The following is a 25158-nucleotide window of genomic DNA, read 5'->3' as shown; positions in this document are numbered from 1 at the left end:
GAACCGGCGAGCCTTAAAGTGGCATTTTGCGGCTCTGCCGACTTGACCCAGTGCTCGCTCGTCCTGTCGATCTCGATCAGTTCGGCAGGAAAGACCCGCTTCTGTAGTGCCAACAGGTCATCGAAGCTTAGCGTAGCGGTGACAGCTTCGTGAGGCCAAAAGCCGACGTGCGATCTCTCGTCGCCTTGAAGGGATACGAACTATCGGCCGGTCATTTCGGTAGCCGATTGATATGATATACAAATACTTAGCGTAAAATCGTCCGAAGCGGCGGATTTGCTCGCCATGGAGATCCTTGCCGTACCGATCGTTGACCGGTATTGCGTTGAGGGACGCTCAGCAACCGACGAGGACAAGATGGCAACTGGCACTGTAAAATTCTTCGCTCAAGACAAAGGCTTTGGCTTCATTACTCCTGACAATGGCGGCCCAGACGTATTCGTTCACATCTCAGCGGTCGGTTTCGGCGGCTCTCTTCAGGATGGTCAGAAGGTCAGCTACGACATGGGACAGGACCGCAAGACCGGCAAGTCGAAGGCCGAGAACGTCAGCGTTCTTTGAAGTAGCGTCGCCACGGCTCGCCTTCCGGCAATGTGCATCGCCGAAAGGCGGGCAATAGACATTGTGGTTCAAAACGAAAAGCCCGGGATTCCCGTTTCCGTGATTGCATACCGGTCCGGTGTTGCGCCAAATTGGCTAGCATAAGAAATTTCGCGAGCAAATCGATGGCGGAACTAACGACTACCGACATGGCGTTGATTGACAAGATCTTCGGGATGTACGGCGGATATGTCCTGGACTTCAGCAACGACCGTTTCGCGGCATTTTTCAACCGCGATCTCAAGATCGACATCTATCACGACCGCTATGCGATATACGGCACCTCCAAAGGGAAGCATTTCCGTGCGTTCCTTGAGATCTCACCGAACGCAGACGTAGTTCGCACGCTCACTGCGTTGTGGGAATATCGCGAAACCGGAATGCTTGATCGTGGGGAAGAAGAAACGGTGCCCAACGCACGACAGCGCCTTAGCAGTATGCTACAGAAGCTAGGCGGAAAGCCACTTCCGTCCGATCCCAACGACGCACCTGCGCCGCCACCGCCGGCACCCGAACCGAAAGGACCGAGTGAGGGCGTCCTTCTTGCGCTGGAGCAGGAGTTCCTTGCTCTAACGGCGATGGACGAAGCCCCCCAACAGCGAGGATACGCGTTCGAACGCTTCTTGAAGCGCTGGTTCGACGTATGGGGCCTAGATGCACACGCGTCGTTCCGTACTTCAGGCGAACAGATCGACGGTTCATTTCAGCACGAAGGAAGCACTTACCTTGTTGAAGCCAAGTGGCATTCGCGGCCCACTGACGCCGCAATGCTTCACAGTTTCCAGGGAAAATTGCTAGAACGCCCGGATTGGACCCGAGGGCTTTACGTTTCGTACGGCAGCTTTTCCGGCGAAAGCTTTGACGCTTTCACCGCCCGCCGCTTGATCATGATGGATGGTGCCGACATCTACCACGCCCTGAACCGCCGGCTCGATCTTGGAGAGGTCGTGCGGAAAAAAGTCCGCCATCACTCGGAGCGGCGCCAGCCCTTCGCCCGCGTGACGGACCTGTTCTCTGCTTAACGTTGACACATGAAATTGCTTACCACTGGGTTTGAGCTCCGAGGGCATTCCTATTGCAAACTTCGCGATGAAAGCCCAGGTCGAGTCCGTGCGAACGGTGATACTGCCCTACCACCGTTTCGACGCGGTCGGATACGTCACCGTTGGGTCCCGTTTCTCAAATAGAACCTTCCGCTCTGAGAAGCTCAAACAGCTTTTGTATTAAAGGGGTCATCACCAAACTTATCGCTCTCCCATCTCTCTCCTCTCCGACCTCTCGGATCATTTCAATTGGCTCAAAACTCATTCAGTAATGCATACTCAGTCAGATGATCTGGCACGCCCAGCGACTCCATGCGCTGGCGCAGCCCAGCAAGATCCCCGTAATAGCTGACCGTCCAGCGCACCCGGTTGACGTCGATATTCGCGATGACCTCCTCAAAATACGGGTGATCGACCTCCGACACCGAATGTCCCATCACAACAATCCGATCCACATCCGACAGCCCGGCGAAGAAGGCTGCGTTTTTCTCAATGACTTTGGCGGTGGGTTTGAACGTGTCCCTGAAGTAGTCGTCGACAATCCCCTGCCCTTCGACGACACGCATATCCGCACCCTCCGGATCCTGCTCGAAACGGTAGGGATCCGGGTTTGGATCGGGCTCCCATCCATGGCCCAGCACCAACGTCTCCGTTGGGTTCGCCGCCGCTCCATGGATGTGCAACACGTTTATGCCGGGAACCCCGTACAGGCGTTGTAGCGACGGCGTGTAGTTGAAGTTCAGGAAGACCGCCGACGGATCCACCGGAACGCGCTGCCCGCTGAACTCAGCAGCCGATGGAACGGGAAGCTGGCGTATCCATTCGGCAAAGCGCAACTGCAACGTCGTCGAGATCGCCTCGACCGCCTGCTGAATCTCGTACTGGTAATCGTGGTGGTATGCGTCGCTCCAATCGTCGGCGCCGTATCCGACCAGAAAGTTGGACGCGTCCTCGATCAGCGAATCGCTGTCGAAATAGGCCAACCGATCCTCGAATTCGGCCCAGAACTGAGCATCCATCGCGAAGTATTTCTCGACGACCTCATAGGTCTTGGCATCCGACCGCCGGAGATACTCTCCGAACGCCTTATAGGATGACGGAATTCCGTGGTGGAGATCGAAGCCGTTTCCGATGATGTAAAGCGTTTTCCCCATCCCAGCCCTTCAGCGTTTTCCCGTTCGCCAACCCATTCGCTCATCTACGCTGCTCTTCAATCACTCACATCCATATCCGGCTCCGCGATCAACTCCTCCGCCAATTCAGAAAGCCAGGGCGAAACATCATCGATCTGAACCGCGCTAGCGTGGGCCGCGTAATAATCGCCGACCGTCCGGAAGCGCTTCCCGAACCGCTCCGTAAACATCCTCTGCAGCTTGGTGTTTCTGCTCAAGACGCTCGACATGGCGCGACCACCTCGCAAAAACCTGATCGCATGCTCCGTTCCGAGCAAATAGAGGTGCTTACGCTTCGCCGTCGGATGTTCCGCAAGCAGCAGGTAGTCCTTGAAAACCGAATTCTGGCGGATCGTCTCCGGCCCGCCTCTCCACTGAATAAATTTGAACTCGGCAACCCGAACATTCGTCTCCAGATCGAAATCGCGGCCCGTATTTCCGGCACCGAGAGACACAGATTCGACGCGCTCGTCCGGCTCGAGAATATGTGGCAGGCACATGAGGATGCCGAGCGCATGAATTGTGACATTGATCTGTCCGGCAAGCCGCTTCATGCCGGCCGCGGCCGCCAGCACCTCACGGCCAGCCCCGGCATTTGCGAGGAAGCCCCTGCAGTCGCCGGCTGACACGCCTCGCACCGCACCCTCGATGCGCGATAATGTCCGCGTCAAATCCGGCCCGGTAAAGCGGCCGAGCAGTCTTACGATCTCAACAGGATCTGCAGTCAATCTGCTCCCCCAACTCGGCGCGCATCCACTCCGTCAACTCTTCGTCCAACGCAGCGTCGACATAGACGTCGCAACGCGGCGCGATCCCTGCCTTTACGTCGATCACCAGATGAAGCCCAACCATATACCCGTAAGCCCCGGCCTGCTCCGTCATTCCCTTGAGTTTCCAGATGTCCCCATCGAAGTCCTTGTTGGTCGACTTCTTGACCTCAACGACGAGCAAATTTTCACGCTTCCCGACCCGATGTACGATCAGGTCGGGGACGATCGCGTCCTTCCCAATCAACTCATCATCGCTCAGGTCATAGCGAAGGCGTTTGATCACGTCCTCGCGGCGATTCCATTCCAAATCGATCGACCACCCGGCATATTCCCCATGCAGGAGATCCCGAATTCGCGCGACAAGCGCGCGCTCGGCAGGATCCGCATAGGCAAGATCCTTGTCCTGCAGAAGTGCACGCACCGCCACCGCTAATACTGAAAGTATTTCTTGCAAATCATCCCTCATAACATTCATCTACCATGAAATACCTCAATGAGAATCGGGGCCGCGACGTGAAAACTGAATTCGCCCACAAGAAGACGAAATCCAACACTCTTTGCCTTTCCTATATGCCTGCCGATGGCATCGCGCTCCCGCGAAATTCTGCCAGGAATCTTCAGCCATACCAATTTTTTCGGAGCTATCATCCGTGACCGAACAGCGATCGCGCTCATCGCAATGGCTTGCCTGGATGAATGACTATGTCGACGCTGCCAGACGCTTTACTTCGGAAGACCCAGTCGACGTTGCCTCAGACGAGGAGCGGGAGCTAATTGCGCTCAAAATGGCGCTGTACGCCCGAGCGCTGACGCTGTTCGAGGGCGCCTTGCTCCTGCTCGAAAACGACCGACAGCTTGATTTTCGCATCCATTCCCGCGGCGTCCTTGAGGCGACGATGTACCTCATCGCGCTAGACCGAAATCCCGCTTTCGTCGCAAAAATGAAGGACGATGACTTCAAGAGCCGGCATTCGCGGGCTGCTCTTCATCTCGATGCGAACACGTTCAGCGGCACCGACGACGTCAGGCAACAGCTGCAGGAATTTGTCGATCAAGGGCTTCAGGGCGCGAAGGCAATCCAACTCGGTACGCTCCTGGAGGGCAGCGACTTCGATCGGCTTTATCGCAGCTATCGCGATATTTCCGGGGACGCGGCTCACGTGAGTGTCACCGCCCTCAACCGGCACTATATCGAGCATCCCGAAACCGGATCGGCAACATTGACCCTTCATCCGGCGCTCGATGACGACGAGTTTCACCGCACGATGACCGAGCTCGGCATTTCTATGACAATCGCCACTCTGCTCATCATGAAGATCAAAGCAAAAACTGGCGTTTGGGTCGAATTTCAGACGCTACTTCGACGCTACCGGGCCTTGGCAAGTGAACGGCACCGCGCCGACCAACCGTCGCAGCAGGATGAGAACGCCTAAAAATTTCAATTCAGTCTCTGGGGGGAGTTTAGATGGGAAATTTCATTGCAGCAGTTCACGGCGTTCGACAGATTCTCGTCGGCCGCATCGTCACGATGGATGGGAACGGCACGATCTACCCCCATGGCGCGATCTGCATCGAAGCCGACCGCATTGCCGCCGTCGTCGCCGACCCTGGTCATGTTCCCAATGAATTCGCTGGCATTACGCCGATCGACACCCACGGGACGATCTACCCAGGCCTCATCGAGCTCCACAACCACTTGAGCTACAATTTCCTGCCCCTCTGGAACGTCCCGAAGACCTACACCAACCGAAATCAGTGGCGCGAGCACGAACCCGATTACAAGGTTTCGATCTCCCTCCCCGCTAATGTCATCGGCGGCAACGTTGATGTCGATTACCCGCGCAGTATCGCGCGCTTCGTTGAATGCCGGTCGCTGCTTGGCGGGACGACGACAACGCAAGGACTAAGCCGAGGCGGCGGCTCGAAATGGTACCAGGGTCTCACCCGCAATGTCGAAGCACCGCGCGACCCTGCCTTCCCAGCCGCCGGCGGCCAGACACTAGACTATACGGCAGCCCAGATCGCGTCGGACCTCGTCCCGGCGCTTCAGAAGGATCGCCCCTTCTTCTATCACCTCAGCGAAGGAACCGATCAGGACGCACGCCAGCGCTTCCTCGATCTCGAATACATTCCCAACACATGGGCCATCGATCCGGATCTGATCCCCATCCATTGCACCGGGCTGCAGGCCGCGGACTTTCAACGCATCGCTGCTGCTGCCGGGATGGTCTGGTCACCGCTTTCCAACCTCCTCCTTTATGGAAAGACAGCCGACGTCGCATCCGCAAAGGCTGCGGGCGTCCCGATCGCGCTCGGCTCCGACTGGTCACCAAGCGGAAGCAAGAACCTCCTGGGCGAGCTCAAGATTGCACGCATCGTCAGCGACCATCTGGGAGGCCTATTCTCTCTGGAAGATCTGTCACGGATGGTGACATCAACGCCCGCGAAAATGCTTGGCTGGCAGGGCCAGGTTGGTAGCATAGAACGCGGACTGAAAGCCGACCTCTTGATCCTGGACGGTGACGCGGGCGATGCCTACGCGCAGCTCATCGGCGCACGAGAAAATGAGGTCCTGGCCGTTCTGATCAATGGAACGCCCCGGCACGGTCGCCTTGGATTCCTTGACTTCAACGCCAAGGAACAGGAACGGATCGTTATCGGCGGGAAGGACTACGTCCTCGATTTGACCGAAGCCGGCGACGATCCGCTTGCCGGGCTTTCACTTGGTACCGCAATCGCCAAGTTGACGTTCGGCCTGGCGCACCTGCCTGAGCTCGCCGCAAGCGCTCCCTCGCCTACTATCATGGGATTTCAGGCGATCGAGCGAGATGCGATCACAATCGATTTCGAATTGGAAGACGATCAGCAATTCTCGACATTGCAGGACATTATGAAGGCGGCGGCGCCAGTGTTGAAACCATTGCCTATGTCGCCGATCACGGCCGTTGACGATCCTGGTTTCATCACCGCTTTGAAAGCTAACATCAACCTCCCGACCTATGTGAAGCAAGCCCTCTAGCCGGCCCGAACAGCCGAAGGCGACGTAATGCGCAAAATCCCGCAGTGGGAGTTCGATTTCAACGCATTGTCGCTCCCCCGCGGCCACGGTTTCGGCGACGAGTCTCCCGTCGGAGCGTGGGGTGGGTCGGACGGCCTCGCCTGCGGGATTGTCACCCGGAACGTCGCCACCAAGACGTTTGGCACGATTGTGATGCGCCGGCGCGTGGACTCGGTCTGGACGATCACCGAGCGAGGGAGCGGCTTCGGCTCAATGGATGCGGCAGTCGAAGCTTTAGAGCCCTCCCTGGCAGAGGGGATACCGCCGGAACCTGTCCCCTCCGGCGTCGTCGCACACCCGCCACTCTTTGATCTCAAGGATCGTGAGCCAAGCGATTCATTTCGACTGCTGGCAACTGCCGCGCGTCGGCCAGCCGCATGGGCGCTGAACCAACTCTATCTCGCCCTGCCAAGGCCCGACCGCAATTGGGTCAGCGACTGCCAGACCACCAATTTTCACACGCGCATTTGGGAGGCTCAGCTCCTCGCCTCATTTCGAGAACAAGGGCTGCTGGTCGAGCAGCCGTTCGAGTCGCCCGATTTTCGCATCGAGAGCCGCCTTGGCGGCGAAGCTTGGGTCGAGGCAGTCACGGCAAATGCGCCGTTGCCCTACAATCACGTCAATGCGCCTTTCGCGGAGATACCGACGGACAGGGAGGAGATTTTCTTTGGCAGCGCCGCTTTGCGCTTTGCGAAGACAATCGGCAATAAGCTCGCGAGACGGTATGATCAGCTTCCCCATGTTATTGGAAAACCCTTAATCCTGGCGGTCGCCGATTTCCACGCGTCTGGATCGATGATGTGGAGCCGTGAAGGGTTGATCGGCTATCTCCAGGGATCTGGCGCGACCGTGGCCGAGATCGGCGGCCGGCTGGAAGCTGTGCCGATGCCAGCTGAAACGCTTCTTGGCCCAGCCCGATTTCCGACCGGTCTGTTCGCAAATGATCGGCATGCAGAACTCTCAGCAGTCATTTTTTCCAACGCCTGCTCAATAGCCAAGCTCAACCGGGTTCCGATCTCCGCCGCGGGGGCGCCAGCCGGCTACCGTTATACCAGGATGGGAGAATTCTTCGACCGGGCCCCCGGCGCACTGAAAGGCATCCCCTTCTGCCTCGACATCACGAGCGACGAGTATCGCAACCTTTGGCCGCATCGGTATGAAGCCTGGACCGCCGAAATCGAGGTGATTCACAACCCCTTTGCCCACCATCCTGTGCCGTTCGAATTGCTGCCGGAAGGGCAACACTGGTTTGAGGCAGATGGCGAGTGGCAGTGCACTTCCGTTTACGAAGCTTCGATCTTGTGGTCGCAGACATTGATCACCGACGCTGAAAAGCCGGCCCCAACGCTGGAAGATTTTATAGACGCGAAGAAGCATCGCACTGACGCGTCTTCATTCGGAAAAAGCTGATACCGTGCGTGGTGATGCCCTGAAGTTGCCGGGCGGAGTTCGAAATGTCGCAATCTTTAGAAAACCTCACCACTGCGTCATCGATCATCCGAGCAAACGCCCTGCATCTCCCGAACCGTCCAATCTCGCGCAGCACGCGGTGCAGGATTAAGCAAAACCTGCTTTCCGCGATAAATTTCTGCCCAGTCTTGCAAAACGCGAAAATTTGGATATCGTTTCCCTCATCACGAAAGGGATTCGCATGATCGACGTTCGCCAAACCATTCTCGATGCGTTGCCGAAAGATCTTTTGCTGGATCTTGAAGATCGGCTTCGCGCTGAAGCATTGAAGGCCAATAACGTCGTGCAACGAGAATTCGCTTTGAATCCGAAACGCAGCCGGGAAGCCGAGGGGCAGATCCGCTTTCGTTTGCAGGAGCAGGGCTACGAAGAGGTGGTGCAGCTTCACGGCGGGTATCTTACTGACGGCGTAATGGTCGGAACAAATCTCAAGGTCTTTCAGCCTTTCGCCAGATTTGTTGGACCTCAGACCGGCGTTATTTTGGGGTTCGCTTCCATGCCGGAACGCAAAAAGATCCCCCCGAAAAATATGTCACGCGCGGCCGGCGTAACTCTGAATGTCAGCCTTCAGTCCAGCCTTTTCATGGACGACAAAAGTCCACAGCCGACGGATATCTTCGCATTGTTCCTAACAGCTCGTGATCGCGAACGCGCCGGAATGATCGAGGAGATCGCAATCGGCGTCATTGGTTCGGACTATAAGGACTTCGTATTTTATGAATCGCTGGAGAAGTTTTTGGGTGGGTATGGGTCGCAGCCGGAAATGCCTCCCGCCGATCCCCAAGACTCGCCGGGCGGTGGGAGCGTGGTCAAACTCCGGCCGGCCCGGAAGCTGTTCGTTCCGCCGGAGACCCGAAAAGATAAAGACTCCGGTGACGGCACAGGTGAATAAAGTCGCCTGTTAGTTAAAACCTGCGACAAGAGTGATGCTCCGTACCAACAAGTACGGAGCTTGTTGGATTCAAGGAAATGAGAATTGGCACACCAGGGTTTATTCCCGCCCGTTTGACGGAAGCTCGCGATGCAAGACGCGTCACAACCAAATCGGCTCTTGCACGGCGCCTGGGCGTAAGTCCTACCTCTGTTTCGCGCTGGGAAGACGAGACTGCCGATCAGAGCCCAGACTACTCGACTCTCATCCGCCTTGCCGACGAGCTTGACGTGCGGCCGGAGTTTTTTCTGCGCCCACCGTTCGCCAGCGAGCGGCCGACTTTTTTGCGATCACTAGCGAGTACCCTTGTTCGGGATCTCAACTACCAAAAGGCCCAAATGCATTGGCTTCAAGAAGTCAGCTACGTCTTAAGTCACTACGTCGATCTTCCTAACGTTGATATTCCTGACGTGCTTTCGGGCAGTCGGTATACCGACCTCCGCGATGACGACATTGAGAACATTGCGCTGCAGCTCCGGCGTCATTGGAACTTGGGGGAAGGGCCCTGCGGTGATGTCGTGGCATTGATGGAACGCGTGGGCATTGTGGTTGCGACTATCCCTATGAATACGACGAAGCTCGACGGTCTGTGTAGCTGGTCCCCGGTCGATGATCGTCCTCATGTTTTGCTCGCCACCGACAAGATGTCGTTCCCTCGCCGTCAAATGGATGCTGCCCATGAGCTGGCTCATGCGGTCCTTCACAAGAATGTTTCTGAATCCGAGTTCGAGGAGAACCTTCGCATTATCGAGCAGCAGGCTTTCCGGTTAGCGAGCGCTCTGCTTTTGCCATCGACGACTTACCCTCATGAAGTGAAGCATCCGTCACTTGCCATGTTGACCAGGCTTAAGGAGCGTTGGAGAGTATCTATTAAGGCTCAGATTAAGAGGCTCTCCGATCTCGAGATCATACCCGATGACTATTCTCGCCAACTGTATAAACTCTATTCGGCAAAAGGCTGGGCAAAAGGCGAACCCCTTGATCAGCATTGGCATGTCACAGCTCCAAAGGCGCTACGGGACAGTTTAACTCTGATCGTCGAGAATGGTGTCAGAGGCAAAACCGATCTCTTGGCCACCGAATTTACTGTTTCAGCGACAGATATTGAGACATTGTGTGGCTTACCCCGGGGCTGGTTCGATAGGGAAGCTGCTGAAGTTGTCACTCTGAAGGCTAGTGGTGATCACTCGCCACGAAGCTCGATCGGCCCGGGGGAAGTCGTTCCATTCCCGTATAGAAGGCGCTGATACGTTCCTCTAATTCTAAGGCGCAAAATGCGCGGGGTTAATGGGTCTGCTCGACGCGGTCTCGCGCTAGCGCACGAGCATGACTTTCGCTAGAGTTGCACAACGAGCAACTGAAACGGACATAATGCATACCGCCCCTCCTCCGAAAGACGCGCTGGACAACTGGTTAACGGGCTACCCGAGCGAGGTCGAAAATTTTGGCCATTTGCTTCTTGAAGAGAAGGCGGAAACCGATCCTGCGATCGGGGCTGATCTTGTTCCCTATTTTGAATCCGCGCATCTTGACGCGCGGCAGTGTTTCCACAAGCTCGCTCGCATCAGTATTCATCCGGACGAAGGTGATGCTGGCTGCGACGCGCACTATCCCGGATCACTTCCTCTCATCGCCAGAAAGGGTCTCTTTGGCGAAGTGATGTCAGGGATGGTCTCGGAAAACTATGAGTTTATCGGTAAACACGAATACCTGATCCCCGTCTCTCTCTTTCGCAATCACGAGGACGCCGGCCAATACATCTACACCCTCAGCCGGGATCCCACGCGCACGCGCGAGGTCCTCGGGCGCAAAGGTGATGACTTCATCGCGATCGTGGTCGATGAGGAGGGAAGGGTCACACGCTTCATCGCCGGCGAGGCGAAATGGCGGAGCATCTGGCGACAGTCGGTCGTGGATAGCGTCATGCTCGGGGAAAAAATCGTCGACCCGGCCGATCCAAACAATCGTATCCATAATGGCCGGGGTGTTTGGTACGAAGTCAATCGAGCGCTTGCCGTCCCGCTGGGCTTGGAGCAGCTGCACGCGATCCTCGAAGAATGTGAGCCGAACAAGTACGCGCGGGTGATCGCTTCGCTCGATCGCATCCTGGCACGGCGCAACCCGGATCCCGTTGAGCGCACAGATTTGATCCTTCTGGCGGGTGGCTCCGCACCCACTCGTAAGGCGAAACATTCGCTCATACCGTGGGAAGCTGTGCCGGAGGAATATACGGCCGGCCGGGATTTGCAGATCGTGGAGCTGCTTTTCTCGAATGGTGACGACCTGATAAACGCAATTTATGCAGGTCTGTGGGCGAGGGAGCAGGTTCTTGCCGGAGTTTGACCAGGAACGCGTCGACCTCGCTCGCGCCATACAGAGCGACCTCGCTCAGGAAACGACGTTGAGCGCCCTGCAGGCACGTTCATTCGTGCGTTGCCTGCAAACGGACTGGAATGTCGAGACGATCCAGTGGGTCGACCGTGACTCCGATACAATCCTCCAGCAGGCACGGTACCTGATCCGTGCTGGCAAAGTCTTGTCGACGGTGGGAGAGGGACATCCGGAGGAGGCTTCCTTTGCATTCCGAAGGGCAGGCGAGCTTCTCGAATGGCTATCAAGAGCACGCGACAAGGTCGCATGGCCAGATGCCGCAGCGCCTTCGCCGGCTGATGGTCGCGTTGATCGATCGGTCAATCTGCCCGATCACGGTCGCGACCGCGACGCTGACCGAAGGGGTGAATCTTCCGTTCGACATGATCTTCCTGCCCCTCTTGAAGCGCACGATTTTCAACGTGGCGACGGAAAGGCAGGAAGAATACCCGATGTCAGCCGCCGAATTCCGTAATCTGTCCGGCCGCGCTGGTCGACCAGGCGCGGCGAAGGGGATGGAAGGTTTCACCCTGATCGCCCTGCCGGTCGCGCATTCAACGACAGCCCCCAAGCAAATAGCCACGCAGCAGAGGCAGGTGCGGGACCGGCGCCAGGACTATGACGACCTCTTGACCAGGCTCCGAGCGGACGCCGTCGGTGATGGCGACACAGTAAGCCCGCTGTCCGTCTTGCTAAATGCGATAAAGGAACAGGTGATGCGCCTGCCCGGGATCATCGATAACGACGATTCCTAGACTGGATCGCCGCGACTGCGCCCGGGGATGTTTCCGATTATGCCGGTCAGGCAAACGCGTCGGCGCCTGCGCGTCTGGCCGACCGCCTTGATGAGCTCGATGCAACGATCCTGGCGGCAATTGAAGAGACCGCGGCGATCGCTGCGACCGAGACCACGCCCGCGGGTGCCGAGGCGATGCTCGTCGAGCTGTGGCAGCGAACCTTCACGGTGGTCGCGCAAGCAACCGAAGACTGGATGGAGCAGGCTTTCGTGAAACGCGGCCGGGGCATGGTTGAGACCATCTATCCCGATCCTGAGGAGCGCAAACGCCTCTATGACTACGGCTATTCGCCGCACGTCGGCCGCCGCTTCGAAGAGATCGCAGCGGCCATGCTGCTCCTCCTCCAGGAGGCCGCAGGCTACGGTACAATGCAACCGGAAGAACGGCTCGGCGTGTTCGTCGCGCTTGGCGAGATGGTTGCGGACGACGGCGGTTACGGATTTTCTGTCCGCGACACCGAGATGGGCCGAACCCTGTACGGCAATTGGCATGCGGTCCTGCGCTGGTGGATGGGTGTCCCGGGGGCTGAGGGTCCTGAGCCGCGCGACCTTCGCGCCTGGCAGATATTCACATCGGACAATTTCGAATTCCGACTCGGTGTCGCCATAGGCGCAGTTGTTGCTCGAGCATGGACGCAAGGTGCCGGTGATGCTCTCGCGACCCCGACGATCGACACTTGGAAAGCGACGACAGGTCTGCCGTGGTTTGCCTTCTGGGCAAAGGAACTTCTGCGATGGGGAACGCTCGATCCGTTTGTGGCCTTTGCCCTTTCTCTCGGCATAGCAAAATCCCGCCCCGAGGCCGAGGTGATGCGCGGCCGGTACATCGCATGGCTCAATGACGAATTGATCCTTTGGGACGGCGAGGATCAAATTGACCCCAGCAACCTTCTCGCTTGGTCGAGAACGCTAACGATACAACAGGCTGATGCGCCCAGGCGTGCTCCGATCGCGGCGGCTCTGTCAGGAACCGACGGGAGAGCGGGACGGTATGCCGTCATTCCGGTGCGATCCGGAGAGCGGATCCGCTGGCTCGACGCTTCCGGTTTTCGTCTTGCCGTATCGGAGACACCGGAAGGCTATCCGCGGTCTCCCCGGCAATCAGACGACTACGACCTCGTCATCGAGGGTCGAAATGTATCTGTTGTGCACCAGTTCTGAACCGTTAACCGTTACGCACCCAAGCCGAGTTGGATTTATTAGTTGTGCTTGCGTATGCCTCGGCTCGCGATGATGGAACTTCGGCGTAAACTTCGTGCGGGAAGATGATTCGCAATCGATGAGGCTGATGGTGACAATCGAATTCAGTCAGTATCAGTATTACCCCTGCCTTCAGTGCTCCGAGCCGGAGCATATCGGTTATCGGGAACTATCAGACGAAGACAAGGATGCAATCCTCCCTATTATCGAACTCAGCCAGACAAAAAATGAGGCGTCTTTTGGAGACACGATTCAAGCGGTCAAAGGACTTCTCGCTTCGCGACCATTCATCCTAGATTTGTCGAAAGACCGCGCTCCTACTGCGTTTGTGCCGAAACAGAACGCGGATCACGCCAAAATAAAAAAGCTTCAAGACGCTCAAGACAGCTACAATTCCGAGCTCCTTGCCTTGCTCTCGCCCGTCGATGGATTTGCGGCATGGAGGACATGCGTTAGCGCCTTCCCGCACGCAGTGCCTGTTCTCCAGTTCACCGACCCGGCAACCCAGGGGAAAAGCATCCTTCGCCAAGCCGCCCAACTGTGGAAGGCCGGATTTGAAAGGCTAGCCATTCGCGTCACACAGGAGTGTAGCGACGACATCTTTCCGATCATCGGACAAATTATCGCATTCTTGGACTCAGCGGATCAGCTGCTCCTTATCGTCGATTGCGGTCAGGGTCGGACGCAGATTGCGGAGCGAGCTGAATTCGCCAAGAAGGCCGTCGCTCGTGTAGTCGAAGAGTTGGATGCTTCGCAGGTACTAAGCTTGTCGGCCGTATGTTTGAACGACACGTTTCCCAGCCAGACAGAAACGAAAATTTACGAGTCCTACTCTTGGGAACTATGGAGAGAAGCCAGCACCGGGTTTCCTTTTTCATACGGCGACTATGCCGCCAACCGACGACTTAAGAAGCAATCGACGTACATGCCGGGCGATTGGAAAGCTCAGGTAGTATATGCCTTGCCCGAGTCTTGGATCGTATATCGGCACGCAAACGCTCAAGATACACAAGGCTGGATTGACGGCTCAAAGGCGGTCATGGCACACGCCTATTTTGATGACGGGATTGCGTGCTGGGGAAGCTCAATAATGAAGTCCGCTGCCGTCGGGAATCTGGACGCTTCGGGCTCTGCGCGGTTTTGGCATGGAGCGAAAATCAACATGCACATTCATCGGCAAATTCGGTATGCGCGAGACGTGGCAATTAGCGCAGACGAATTTTAGCAACACGTCGTTCTGATCTTAATCACCTCTCGGGCGAGGTTGCAGATTACCGATGACGCAATGGTCGAGGTGAGAACTTCCACCATCGTCTCTTTTCTCAGAGTCGTCGCAAGAATCGCATCGGCCATTCGCGCCACCTGAATCAGCTCCTTTTTTGAAAGAGCAAAGAGTAGCGCTCGGACATCGACGTTCTTGTTGCGCCTTGATGTACGGACGACCCTAAATCGGCCGTCGTCACCAAACACTACAATCCCCCACCAAGCCGGAATTTTGGATTTTGCATCTTTCAAATGCCGGGGTGTGGTAACGAGTGACACTCTATCAAAGAATTTGGAGAACGCTGGAATCTGGACAGTCAGCCGGTTCAGGGTATCTCGGTCACTTTTAATTTCGAAGCCAGCCATTTCACCGTTGACAAGCGCGACGTCGATGCGGGCCGACGGCCGCGGCATCTTAAACTCTTCGAGCATCTTTGCTGTCAAATGGTCAGGGTGCTGCTGCCGCAACCACGAAAGCAGTGGCGTCCGTATGCTGGCGTCCGTACTGGTGAGTATCTTAACCTGTTTCATCATCGATGAGCGTGTTATCAATCCTTAAAGAAACCTTCAACGACCACCGAAAGGACGAAAAAAAGATTGAGACCTGAGGCTTCCGCGCCTCGGACTATCGACACTGGCCTTTTTTGGCCCCTCTCATTGAGGGCTTCGATGTGGCAAAGCCGAACCTGAGACCCCACAGCTATTCCGCCCGCACGTGCTTAAAGAATACTCCATGCCCGAAACCTCCCCCTCTCGGTCATCTCCCGCAAGCCCAGTTCCAAAACAATCCGCCGCGCCGCCTGCGGCGTCACCTCGAGGGTCTTGGACACCATCCCGGCCGACACCAGCGGCTTTGCCATGACGAGCTCAACCAGCTCCGGCAGCTTTGACGACGTCCGACGCTTCTCCAGTTTTCGCTGAAACATCGTGCGCGCCAACGCCAGCCGGTCATGCTCTTTCAATCCGATCTCGGCGGCTGCCAAAAATCCGTGGGCGATGGCGAGCAGCCGGGTCTCCCGGTCGCGATGCCGGCGCCGATCGACGGGAATGGTTTTCAGGCCGAGATTGATGGCGGCGAGATGGGCGCCTGACGTGATGCTGGCCTCGCGCAGGATTGCGGCGGCAAACAGCCGGCCTAGCCAGGGCGCATGCTGCAGGACCGCAATCTCGTTCCAGGCATCGAGGGCGACAATGGCCTGCAGCACCGCCGGCAGATCAGTAGCCTGACGCAGGACGCCGCGCCATTCGTCGAGCCGCTCGTCCTCGTCCCAGTCAAGATCGTAGATCACGGGATCTTTTTCTTGCGCGCCGGCCCGTCCGGACCGTGCGTTCTCGATCGCCGCTTCCGACCGGGCCAGTACAGCATCGATTTCCGCATAGTCGACACCGGGGACGCCTTCGCCACTGTCAGCATCGTCCCCCTCCCCTATCGGCTCGACAGCGACAGGCCGCTTGGCGGCGGCGCCCCGCGCAGCATCATCGGCGCTGACCGATGTCACATCCGAGGTTTGCCTGAGCGTGCGAATGCCGTCGGGCGACAGTGCCCAGACCGGTGGTTGCGCCGCAATGCGCCGCCGGGTGCGCAGCGCGTCGCGGGCGATTGTCAGTTCATGGGTGGGTGTGCGAATATCGCGGGTGTCGTCGTGGAGGACGAGGTCTTCGAGGTGAACAAGTTCGCCGTCGATCCACAGCGAGGCGCAGGCGTCGGCAAAGTGCGATCGTTCGATCCACCCCTGTCCGACCGGCGAGCGGGCGATGCGCTCGTCGAGACGCGTCAACTCTATGCCGGCTCGAAAAGCCGGGTCCATCAAGCTCGATATGGGCAATCTCGCAAAATCGTAAGCCATTGAAATTATGGTAAATGATTTCTTACACGAACTCTATTTAAAAGTTAGTGTTCCTCACTGGATATGGCCGCTAGTTCGGCGTCTCACTTGCGATAAGTACCTCGTATCGATAGTCATCGTAATTCTATGGGTATATCACTGAACCATGAAACGTATTACACATACTTCTATTACTTCTATTACTTCTATGGCCGACTTAAACGAGTGCAGTCCTATAACGTACTTTGAGATGCTTCCACGACCTGCTCAGAGTCTATGACAGCCATGGTTGTCCTCGACATCGGTCGACCAACGCAAGACGATCGGGACCTAGAGAAAGCTGCCAGAGCTGGAAACTCACTCACCCTCCAACGCTTGGCTCTCTGGCTCAGCGATGGTGTCCTGTACAAGCGCCTGCCGGCTGAGCAGCCCCGCATCTTCCAACCGCTCGAGATCCGGCAGGTCGCGCAGCGTCTCGAGGCCGAACACCGACAAAAATTGCTTAGTCGTCACATACGTGTAGGGCGCCCCAGGCGTGGGGCTCCGTGGCCCTGAGCCGATGAACCCGGCGTCGCGAAGCGATCCGATCGTGTCGCGGCTTACGTCCTTACCGAAGACTTTCAACAACTCCCCGCGCGTTACCGGCTGCAGATAGGCGATTGCCATCAGAACGGCCGCCTCGTATTCGGAGAGGCTTGCCGCCCCTGAACGGGTCGGGGCGGCGGAAGCTCGGATTACCGGTCCATAAGCGGCGCGGGTGCGATGCTGCCAGCCGCCGGCGACCGCGACGATATCGTAGGGTCGTGTTCGTATTTCCTCACGCAGGTCCTCAATCAAGAGATCGATGCTGCAGGACCGACCGACCACACGCACCAAGGTCTCACGGGCGACTGGTTCGGCCGAGGCGAAGATAACGGCCTCGACCCGCAACATCCATTCACGCCAGCGAAGCTCCGCCGGCAGGTCCTCCAGCTCCCGATCAATCAGACGTTCATCCGCGGCCTTCCTTCTTTCGCTGCGGGATGTGTTTGCGGGTCTGGTTCCGGCCATGCTCACAATCCATAAATCCGGAAGGATGAGCGCCCGGACAGTTCGTGAACCGCGCCGAAACCTTCCAGCCGCTCGAACAGCCGTGTGCTGGCCCAACGGGAGAGATTGGCGCCGGGCGCGACGCCCGGCGCGGCATCCTCGTCGAGCAGTTTGCGGATCACGGTCTCGGCGCCCTTGGTGCGGACCTTCGGTGTGATGGCAAGAAGTTTTTCCGCGCGACGGGCAATTTCGCCGGCCGCACGCAGCGCAGCACCTGTACCTTCGACCAGGGCCAGGCATACGGCGCGGGGGAAGGCCGTCTCGCCCGGCCGCACGCGACCCCTGCCTCCAAGCGTCCGGAAAGCCGATCCATAGCGTTCGCCCATCAGCAGCGGTACGGGCAACGGCCATTTCAGCATGGAGGCTACCAGGGCATCGGCCAGTGCCCAGGCGAGCGGCTCGGCATCCGGACGGGCGGCGTGGATGGCGCTCACCAGGTCCGCCGCGGCAAACGGCCCGGCGCGGCCGGACTGCAGGGCATTGTCGACATGATCGACGGCCGCCGCCAGCCGGTCGTCCCAGGCGAGAGCGAGCAGATCAGCCAGCTCGGCCACGGCCTTCGAGGAAATGGCGGCCTTGCGTGTGGACAACCTTTCGAAGGCCAAAAGCACCCTTCCGGCGGGGCCGGGATCGCCTCCCGGCGCGGTGAGAAGCACGGCGTCGCGAAGCGCCGCCTCGTCCTCGTTTCGACCCATCAGCCGAACGGCGGCCGCAGCGCATTTCAGCGCCTGCCTGGCGCGCCAGCAGCCGGCCCAGACGGGTTCGCTTCGGACGAGATCGTCGAGCGATTTCAGGGCGATGCCGGCGGTGAAGGCGGCGTCGAGCTCGTTCGGCTCTCGGCCGCGTGGCATGGCCCAGAACGGTAGCTGGGCGGGTGGAAGGGACGACGATATCGGCTGTGGAGCGAGCGAATCCATGTCAGCAACCTTATCGCAAGCGTGCGGTTTATGCCATAAAATTAGCCCATAACCGCACAGCTCGTCGGCAAAGATTTACGTCTGATAATGTTGCATTATCGGACGTTTTGCTCACTATATGAGAAATGGGCCAAATCATCGAGCAAAACAGCGAAAAGCACGTCGAGAAGAGTTCTGCTCCGTCTGACAGCGCGGCCGGCGACAACGATGTTTCCGTGGCCGAGCCGTCGGCCGAGAACAGCGCGTCACTCCCCTCCCCTGTTGCGGAGGCGACCGCAGCGCTGCCGGCGCATCTCCGGCGCCTCGCCGATCGGGCCCGCGGTTATGTCGAGGCCTCCAGCTCCGCCAACACCCGCAAGGCCTATGCCTCCGACTGGAAGCACTTCGCAGCCTGGTGCAGGCGGCAGAACCTTTCGCCGCTCCCCCCGGATCCGCAGATTGTCGGGCTTTACATCACGGCTCTCGCGTCCGGGACAGCGGAGCGCGGCGCCAAGGCCAATTCCGTCTCGACCATCGAACGCCGCCTTTCATCACTGTCGTGGAACTGCGCCCAGCGCGGCGACCAAAAACTCGACCGCAAGGACCGCCACATCGCCACCGTTCTGGCCGGCATTCGCAACACCCATGCCGCCCCTCCCCGTCAGAAGGAGGCGGTGCTGCCCGAGCACCTGATCGCCATGCTCGAAACGCTTGACCGGGGAACCCTGCGCGGTATGCGGGATCGGGCAATGTTGTTGGTCGGTTTCGCGGGCGGCCTGCGCCGCTCGGAGATCGTCGGACTGGATTGCGGTCGCGACCAGACCGAAGACGGCCGCGGCTGGGTCGAGATTCTCGACAAGGGCCTGCTCGTCACCCTGCGCGGCAAGACCGGCTGGCGCGAGGTCGAGATTGGCCGCGGCTCATCGGATGCGACCTGCCCGGTCGTCGCCGTTGAAAGCTGGATCAAGTTTGCCCGGGTTGCAAAGGGTCCTCTCTTCCGCCGCGTCCGCGACCAAGGGAGGGATGTTGGACCGGATCGATTGAATGACCGCGAGGTCGCGCGGCTCGTCAAGAGGGCGGCATTGGCCGCCGGCATTCGTGGCGACCTCAGCGAGGGTGAGCGAGCCGAAAAATTCTCCGGCCATTCGCTGCGCGCCGGTCTTGCCTCCTCGGCCGAGGTCGACGAGCGTTATGTCCAGAAGCAGCTCGGCCATGCCAGCGCCGAGATGACCCGCAAATACCAGCGCCGGCGCGACCGCTTTCGCGTCAACCTCACCAAGGCGTCGGGACTCTAATGGCGAAAATCAGAGCTGTGCCAAGGTGCAGCGGCCGCCAATCTAGCCTTTCGGCGATCGCAGCAGGTGACACCTATCCAACTGCCGCGTCGCCTTTCGGCAGCGTATCTTCAAACCGTTCGTGCTGCGGGCCTTCCAACATAACCGCTTCAATGTTCTCGCAAGACATAACTTGAAGACGCAAAGGGATGTTGTTCCCGGGCCCGATCTGATTCATCAGCCAGCCGACACAGTGGGCTTCCTCCCCTGGGGGATGCTCATGGCAAGCCATGACATGACCTCTGCTGTCTAGCGATCCCGGCTCGGCGATGGTGCGGACAAGAGCCTGATGCAGTTCCTCGCTATAGCCACCCGGAATATCATGAGGGTTCGTCGACACCTTCCAAGGGCACTTGGCACACTGCCTAACCCGCCTCAGCTTCCAGCTCATCCCGAATCCTATCGTTGTAGGCAGCCAGTTTTATAACTGTGAGCGCATTCGTCCAACACGCATCTATCGGGCCTAACGATTTCGAACTCCCCTCCCCTGCTCCGTGTGAATCCGTTAGGTCAAAGTTCGGCGCCAGTTTTTCAGCTTAGCGCTACAATTGAGATCGGGAAGTAAAAGCCACATGGGCCATCCAAAACGGCAGAGCGGAAGGCCGATCCCTCCAAAACAGCTGATTTCGCGCCGTTTCCGCCACAGACGCCCGCTGACGCGATTTTGCGACCGCTTATGGTCCATGGGTCATCCGCACGGGCATTTCGAGTCAGGCGGGCTTCCATTTAGGTCATAAAACACGCTTGCAAAGGTACGTTTTCTGACGCATTCATTTCTGTACAGGCAGACCTTGAAACGGCCGCTAAAGACCGATGACGAAAGTTTCGCATCTCGCTCCCCCTTCCCCGCCAAAAAGGCTTATCGGTTACGCCCGCGTTTCGAAGGCCGACCAGCTCAACGACGCCCAGGTCGACGAGCTGCGCGCCGCCGGCTGCGATCGGATTTACCAGGAGCACCGGTCGGGCGCTTGGCGGGCAAGGCCGGTTCTTGCGAAGCTGCTGAAGGATCTTGCCGCCGGCGACATGCTCGTCGTCGTTCGTCTGCACCGGCTGGCGCCTTCGGTCAGCCACTTGCTCGAGGTCATCGAGGACCTCGTGACGCGAGGGGTGCATTTCCGCTCGCTGCACGATCCGATTGATACCTCGACACCGGAAGGCATGTTTTCTCTGCAGGTGCTCGGCGCTGTCGCCCAGTTCGAACGTGCGTTGATTGCGGAGAGAACCAAGTCCGGCATGCAGGCCGCAAAGGCTCGCGGCAGGCTTGCCGGCAATCCGGGGCTTCGGGAACGCCGACCGGAGGCAATCCGCGCGGTTTCCGCAGCGCGCGAGCGCGCCTACCTCGATGAACTGATTGCGTCGGCACAGACATGGTTGCCGATCGTACGGCAGCTGCGGCCGCGGCACGGCTGGGACGATGTCGTGCGTATTCTCAATCGTCGAGGTCACGACTGGACGGTCGAGCGCTTGCGTCGGGCGGTTCATCGGATGGTGCGCGAAAAGCTCGCGGACCCGGAACTACTCAGCCGATCCCCGCGTCGGCCACCCGAGCATTATCTGATGCGGCTGGTTGCTGGCATCGCGATCGCCGATCCCGATCTGTCGCTGCGCGACATTGCCGCCCAATTGGACCGGATGCAGGAGCGGCCGCCAGGCGGCGGCAGGAAATGGCAGCCGTCTTCCGTCAGGGCGCTATTGGACGAGGCGCGCCGCTTCGGGCTGGTTCGGTCCTGAGTGCCTGGTCATGAGGCGACCAAGCTGTCGTCCGAGTGTGGCCTTCGTCCGGCCAAACGGTGGTCCTCCGCGCCCGGCAGAAGCCTGCGCTTGGAAACGGGCAGCTCGCCTCTTCCGGAATTCGATGGGAGGCACCTAGCGGAAATGAACCGCTTTTTTAAACGCGGCGATGGCACCTAGGGCATCTTTGCAGCGACCCTCAATGGAAATTCTTGGTGGAGACTGCGGTCGAAACCTCCCAACTTGGACCGCAGCCGTCATTCCAGCGTCTCAGCTGCCCTTTCGGCCCTCCATGGCGTCGTCGCATGCACATGGTAAACCGGTCATTGCGTGGCTTGATCTGTTCCTTGGACACCCTGCTCTCGCCGTTCGCTGCGACGACTTCTCTCCAGCCCGCGCCTTCGTGGTGCATCGTCACATTGACTGGTGCCGCGCAACTGCGGATCTGGCTCAGGCGAAATAGCGGTTTGCTCGTCACCTTACTTTCAGCTCACCTTGCGAAAACCGGTAGAGGGTTGTTCGTCGTCGTCCGCGTGCTTCGAGTCCCGAGCAAACGGCTCGACTTTCAAAGCGCTCAATGCAGCGACAAGTGCTGCCTTCATCCAGCGCCTCGAAGTCGCGTTGACCGCAAAGTCCGTTGCCCCAAGGCCGCTTCGATCATCTCGGGCGTAACTTTTTTCACCACGCAAACTTCATTCCAAAAGCCGAAGGGTCCCACGAGTTCGCCCAGGACATTAGCGTATTTATGGAAAACCCAAGATAACCGAATATCTCTTTGTCGCCCCGCAGGCCCTCGCCCGCTTCAAGCGCTGCGGGACGCGGCCCGAAATAGCCGCTGTCGGCCGGCCAGATGTCCCGTCCCGGCTAGGCAAAGCGACTGCTTTCCGAAAGCACAATCCGGGAGCGCTCGCCGTCAAGGCCGTGACAGCGCTCGATGGCCTGCGGGAATCTGATCGGCTCGTCGGATCGGGCCGGCGGCGTATGGGTAATCGGCAGCACGCGCACGATCGGCATGCCATCCTCGAGGGGCGTGAGCAGCGCCAGCACAAGGCAGGGCCGTTTTATCTCCCTCCTCACGACCTTCGAGATGTTGCCAGTGCCAGAGATCTTGATTTCAGTCGGCAGCATGCTTGCCCGTCAACAGTTCGGCATTGATGATCGAGACCCGACTCCATTTCGGACTTCTCGACCGCGGCAAGTTCGGCGTCGCTCAGCTCCGTGGTCGCTTCGACGGGCGCGCTGCGACAGCCGGCAGATAGTCCTCGGAGGCAGCAGGGTCCGTGGCCGGCCGTTCTTGGTAATACCGGCTCGCGCACGGCGGCATTCTGATAGCCCCGAATTTCTCGGAAACAGCCGCAGCGGTCACAGTCGACGTCATATCAACACTCCTATTGTCCGGAATATACGGATTTTCCGCAACTCGGAAGGAACACCGGAAACTGGACGAGAGGATCAATAGCCTTAAGGCGGTTGATCCGAACAGCCAAGCGGTGCATTGCCGCGCCGAAGAGTTCGACGGCTCGACGACATCCTGCCGTTCGCACGGGGCGACTAGATTAGCTGGCCGCGCTGCCGGTCGACGGTGACGTCGCGACGCTCAAGCACCTAGGGGGCGGCATGGGAGAAAACACGCTGGGGCGCTCGCCTCGGGCCTCAGCTATCTTGAGGCTTGGTGCGAAGGCCGCTGCTGTTCGCTTAGTCGTCCATCAGGGACCCGCGCCGGTGGGAAGCCGATCCGGAACACGTCATGCCAGCCCAGATAGAAGCATTGCGGGATGGCCGATTTCTGAGATCTTCCGTCCCCGAAGTCATGAAGCAATCACGTTGACGCTACGCCTCGAAGCAGGCGTCCTGCACATGTCGTAATCGCCATTCGAGCGATGGATCCCATTGTCAGAGCTAGTGCGATCCGCTGATATGGTGCGCAAAGAAGAACTTTAGCAGCTTTGGCGTCAGACCTTTGCTGGCGATCTGGCCCCGAACATCGTCTCCCCGTCGGGGTCTGCATAGAAGGTTATATGACCGCTGCTGTAATGTCCTTTTCGTTCCTTACCGCGGGCTTCACCCAGGTTCTGGGGTCAGTTGTCGATGGGCTATTCACGACGCCAGACGTCGATTCTTTCGACAGCTCGGTGAACTGTTTGCCGTCGTTATCGCAAGCACTACAAAAGCGCATCGTGCTGCTGGGAGCAGGTACTCGAGCCTATTTTAGGCAGAGGAGACGAGACTTTCGGAGTTACAGCTGTAACTCCTGCAGCTTCCTATATTCTCCAGCGCGACCCAGCAGGCTGGTCTAGCCGCACGGCCTCGTTACCATTGCCGTACGCGAAGCATCTCAATCGAGTCATCGTCGAAGCAAATCGGCATGAACGTCGCGCGGAAGCTCGTCCATTTCGTCAAACCCAGACCATTGTGATCCGAGATCGAGTCGCTTGCATCGCCGCCGAAAGCTATTGCGGCAGGCTCAACCAGGTAGAGATAGTCCCGATCCCAATGGTCGGCCTCCGCGACCCGCCAGCGGCCAATCGGTCGAGTTTTAAGCCCCGCCCATGACGGCACCGCCATCAGTTTCGGTACCCGCAACGGACTATAAGCGGCGGTCACCAAAGTGAGGGCCCATCCGCCGCTGTCGCGGACACGGAGCTTCATCTTGCCCCGCCCCGACTGATCCAGCCGAACGCCTCGTCGATGCGCTTACGGACGCGCAAGGTGAACCTATAGCCGGCATGGCGTCTCGTGCACTCGTCAACGGCCGAGTGGCGACCATGGAGGTTCTGCGCCACCTGGGGGCGTCGCCTTTCCTCGACCGCAAATTTTCAAACGAAGTGACTTATGTCGGGGGCCTTGTCGTCACCCAGCGATCGCTTGTGACCGGTCAGCAAAGGATTCGATCATCTGCAGCGCCGCAGCCGCGCGGCATACCCGCTAGCGCTCCGTCAGGGACGCTTCGATCAGCCAACTGTGGCGGTTTTCCTTCAGTGCCTTCCAGTAAAGACTTGCACGTTGATCAGTCGTTTAGGGTTGGAATGCCTTGTGCCGTGAAGTCTGCTTCCCGCATTCCGACCGGCGTTCCGACGGGAGTTCGCCCAAGGCGCATCAGCATCGAAGCTCTTCATCAATGCGCAGGCTTTGATCAACGTGCCATCGGCAGAGAAGTGGTCCGTTGACTGCAGTGCTTTAACCTCGGGCTGCGCCAGGATCGCGCCCTGGAACTTTTCAGAATTTCGCCTTCCAGCCACGGTCACGGTTCTTCGAAAACACAAAACGGTCCGAAGCCGGATCGTCAACGCCGGTGTCGACAACCCGCGGAACTGAAGGTCATTTTCCAGCCGTTTCATGAAAAGGCGCTCAGAACGGATCGAAAAGAAGGCTTGCAAAAGCATTGCGCGCATAAGCTTCTCAGGCGCGATCGACGACCGCCCGATCTCGCAGCGGATGATCACGTCGACTACGATCCTCCAGATCGACATAGCTGAAGAGTTGACCCGTCCTCACGTCGCCGCCGCGCATCCACGACTCCAAACAACCAGGGACCTTTATCAACAGCATGCTAGAGGCCTCAAGTTACAGCTGTAACTCTTGCGACGCAAACAGGCTTACCGCTCGCGC

22 protein-coding genes and 5 pseudogenes are annotated in these 25158 nt (G+C 58.5%); 13 read left to right on the top strand and 14 right to left on the bottom strand.

Annotated elements, in window-relative coordinates; genetic code table 11:
* Positions 1–357: 357 nt before the first annotated feature.
* Both NXT3_RS21350 and NXT3_RS21345 read left to right on the top strand, forming a co-directional pair.
* Positions 358–561, top strand: a complete 204-nt coding sequence (locus NXT3_RS21350) for a cold-shock protein (RefSeq protein WP_104840661.1) — start codon at positions 358–360, stop codon at positions 559–561.
* Positions 562–725: 164 nt separating this feature from the next.
* The gene (locus NXT3_RS21345) at positions 726–1622 is read left to right on the top strand and encodes a restriction endonuclease (protein WP_104840370.1); all 897 of its coding nucleotides are present in this window, start codon (positions 726–728) and stop codon (positions 1620–1622) included.
* Between the two features lie 275 nt (positions 1623–1897).
* Here NXT3_RS21345 and NXT3_RS21340 read toward each other — a convergent pair whose 3' ends face one another.
* From NXT3_RS21340 to NXT3_RS21330, 3 genes are all read right to left on the bottom strand, one after another.
* Positions 1898–2797, bottom strand: a complete 900-nt coding sequence (locus NXT3_RS21340) for a bacteriophage abortive infection AbiH family protein (protein ID WP_104840369.1) — start codon at positions 2795–2797, stop codon at positions 1898–1900.
* A 56-nt stretch (positions 2798–2853) separates the two neighbouring features.
* The gene (locus tag NXT3_RS21335; protein WP_234828188.1) at positions 2854–3369 is read right to left on the bottom strand and encodes a hypothetical protein; all 516 of its coding nucleotides are present in this window, start codon (positions 3367–3369) and stop codon (positions 2854–2856) included.
* Between the two features lie 154 nt (positions 3370–3523).
* A complete protein-coding gene (locus NXT3_RS21330; RefSeq protein ID WP_234828187.1) occupies positions 3524–4051 on the bottom strand; it encodes a hypothetical protein in 528 nt (175 codons plus the stop codon).
* Between the two features lie 184 nt (positions 4052–4235).
* On the opposite strand from NXT3_RS21330, the gene NXT3_RS21325 reads away from it, so the two are divergent.
* The 9 genes from NXT3_RS21325 (at position 4236) to NXT3_RS21280 (ending at position 14635) form a co-directional block, all read left to right on the top strand.
* Positions 4236–5018: a DUF5677 domain-containing protein gene (locus NXT3_RS21325; protein ID WP_104840366.1), complete on the top strand. Its 783-nt coding sequence runs from the start codon at positions 4236–4238 to the stop codon at positions 5016–5018.
* A gap of 32 nt (positions 5019–5050) precedes the next feature.
* On the top strand, positions 5051–6604 hold the full coding sequence (locus NXT3_RS21320) for an amidohydrolase family protein (RefSeq protein ID WP_104840365.1): 1554 nt from the start codon (positions 5051–5053) through the stop codon (positions 6602–6604).
* A 27-nt stretch (positions 6605–6631) separates the two neighbouring features.
* A complete protein-coding gene (locus tag NXT3_RS21315; RefSeq protein ID WP_104840364.1) occupies positions 6632–8053 on the top strand; it encodes a hypothetical protein in 1422 nt (473 codons plus the stop codon).
* A 241-nt stretch (positions 8054–8294) separates the two neighbouring features.
* The gene (locus NXT3_RS21310) at positions 8295–9005 is read left to right on the top strand and encodes a hypothetical protein (protein ID WP_158665387.1); all 711 of its coding nucleotides are present in this window, start codon (positions 8295–8297) and stop codon (positions 9003–9005) included.
* A 77-nt stretch (positions 9006–9082) separates the two neighbouring features.
* Positions 9083–10291: a helix-turn-helix domain-containing protein gene (locus NXT3_RS21305; protein ID WP_104840362.1), complete on the top strand. Its 1209-nt coding sequence runs from the start codon at positions 9083–9085 to the stop codon at positions 10289–10291.
* Between the two features lie 124 nt (positions 10292–10415).
* Positions 10416–11387 carry an aminotransferase gene (locus NXT3_RS21300; protein WP_104840361.1) on the top strand — a complete coding sequence of 324 codons (972 nt, stop codon included), beginning with the start codon at positions 10416–10418 and terminating at the stop codon, positions 11385–11387.
* A 302-nt stretch (positions 11388–11689) separates the two neighbouring features.
* A complete protein-coding gene (locus tag NXT3_RS21295) occupies positions 11690–12169 on the top strand; it encodes a hypothetical protein (protein ID WP_158665386.1) in 480 nt (159 codons plus the stop codon).
* 176 nt (positions 12170–12345) lie between these two features.
* Complete coding sequence (locus NXT3_RS21285; protein WP_158665385.1) at positions 12346–13371, top strand: hypothetical protein; 1026 nt, start codon at positions 12346–12348, stop codon at positions 13369–13371.
* Positions 13372–13501: 130 nt separating this feature from the next.
* Positions 13502–14635, top strand: coding sequence for a beta family protein (locus NXT3_RS21280; RefSeq protein ID WP_158665384.1), 1134 nt, complete (start codon positions 13502–13504; stop codon positions 14633–14635).
* Here NXT3_RS21280 and NXT3_RS21275 read toward each other — a convergent pair.
* The 4 genes from NXT3_RS21275 to NXT3_RS21260 form a co-directional block, all read right to left on the bottom strand.
* Positions 14632–15204 carry a sce7726 family protein gene (locus NXT3_RS21275; protein ID WP_158665383.1) on the bottom strand — a complete coding sequence of 191 codons (573 nt, stop codon included), beginning with the start codon at positions 15202–15204 and terminating at the stop codon, positions 14632–14634. The two genes, NXT3_RS21280 and NXT3_RS21275, sit on opposite strands and share 4 nt — an antisense overlap.
* 188 nt (positions 15205–15392) lie before the next feature.
* Positions 15393–16529, bottom strand: coding sequence for an RHE_PE00001 family protein (locus tag NXT3_RS21270; protein ID WP_199773390.1), 1137 nt, complete (start codon positions 16527–16529; stop codon positions 15393–15395).
* A gap of 327 nt (positions 16530–16856) precedes the next feature.
* Complete coding sequence (gene scpB, locus NXT3_RS21265; RefSeq protein ID WP_104840354.1) at positions 16857–17549, bottom strand: SMC-Scp complex subunit ScpB; 693 nt, start codon at positions 17547–17549, stop codon at positions 16857–16859.
* 2 nt (positions 17550–17551) lie between these two features.
* Entirely contained in the window at positions 17552–18505 is a 954-nt protein-coding gene (locus tag NXT3_RS21260) for a DUF1403 family protein (RefSeq protein WP_104840353.1), read from the bottom strand.
* A 125-nt stretch (positions 18506–18630) separates the two neighbouring features.
* Here NXT3_RS21260 and NXT3_RS32085 point away from each other — a divergent pair, with 125 nt between their 5' ends.
* A complete protein-coding gene (locus NXT3_RS32085; protein ID WP_199773384.1) occupies positions 18631–19779 on the top strand; it encodes a site-specific integrase in 1149 nt (382 codons plus the stop codon).
* Positions 19780–19852: 73 nt separating this feature from the next.
* On the opposite strand, the gene NXT3_RS31755 is transcribed toward NXT3_RS32085, so the two are convergent.
* A complete protein-coding gene (locus NXT3_RS31755; protein ID WP_158665382.1) occupies positions 19853–20209 on the bottom strand; it encodes a DUF6283 family protein in 357 nt (118 codons plus the stop codon).
* 422 nt (positions 20210–20631) lie between these two features.
* Here NXT3_RS31755 and NXT3_RS21250 point away from each other — a divergent pair, with 422 nt between their 5' ends.
* Positions 20632–21549, top strand: coding sequence for a recombinase family protein (locus NXT3_RS21250; protein ID WP_104840352.1), 918 nt, complete (start codon positions 20632–20634; stop codon positions 21547–21549).
* Positions 21550–22227: 678 nt separating this feature from the next.
* On the opposite strand, the pseudogene NXT3_RS21245 reads toward NXT3_RS21250, so the two are convergent.
* The 6 genes and pseudogenes from NXT3_RS21245 to NXT3_RS33305 form a co-directional block, all read right to left on the bottom strand.
* A pseudogene (locus NXT3_RS21245) lies at positions 22228–22654 on the bottom strand (hypothetical protein); the annotation flags it as partial.
* A gap of 9 nt (positions 22655–22663) precedes the next feature.
* Positions 22664–22787: pseudogene (locus tag NXT3_RS33325) on the bottom strand (type II toxin-antitoxin system Phd/YefM family antitoxin); the annotation flags it as partial.
* Between the two features lie 59 nt (positions 22788–22846).
* Positions 22847–22927 (bottom strand): annotated as a pseudogene (locus tag NXT3_RS33320) (type II toxin-antitoxin system Phd/YefM family antitoxin); the annotation flags it as partial.
* A gap of 932 nt (positions 22928–23859) precedes the next feature.
* Entirely contained in the window at positions 23860–24198 is a 339-nt protein-coding gene (locus NXT3_RS33315; protein WP_104840351.1) for a hypothetical protein, read from the bottom strand.
* A gap of 5 nt (positions 24199–24203) precedes the next feature.
* A pseudogene (locus NXT3_RS33310) lies at positions 24204–24311 on the bottom strand (IS5/IS1182 family transposase); the annotation flags it as partial.
* A gap of 258 nt (positions 24312–24569) precedes the next feature.
* A pseudogene (locus NXT3_RS33305) lies at positions 24570–25059 on the bottom strand (transposase); the annotation flags it as partial.
* Positions 25060–25158: the final 99 nt, after the last annotated feature.

Source organism: Sinorhizobium fredii (assembly GCF_002944405.1).
In the GTDB taxonomy this organism is placed as follows: Bacteria; Pseudomonadota; Alphaproteobacteria; order Rhizobiales; family Rhizobiaceae; genus Sinorhizobium; species Sinorhizobium fredii_C.
This window is presented reverse-complemented; position numbering and strand designations above follow the sequence as displayed.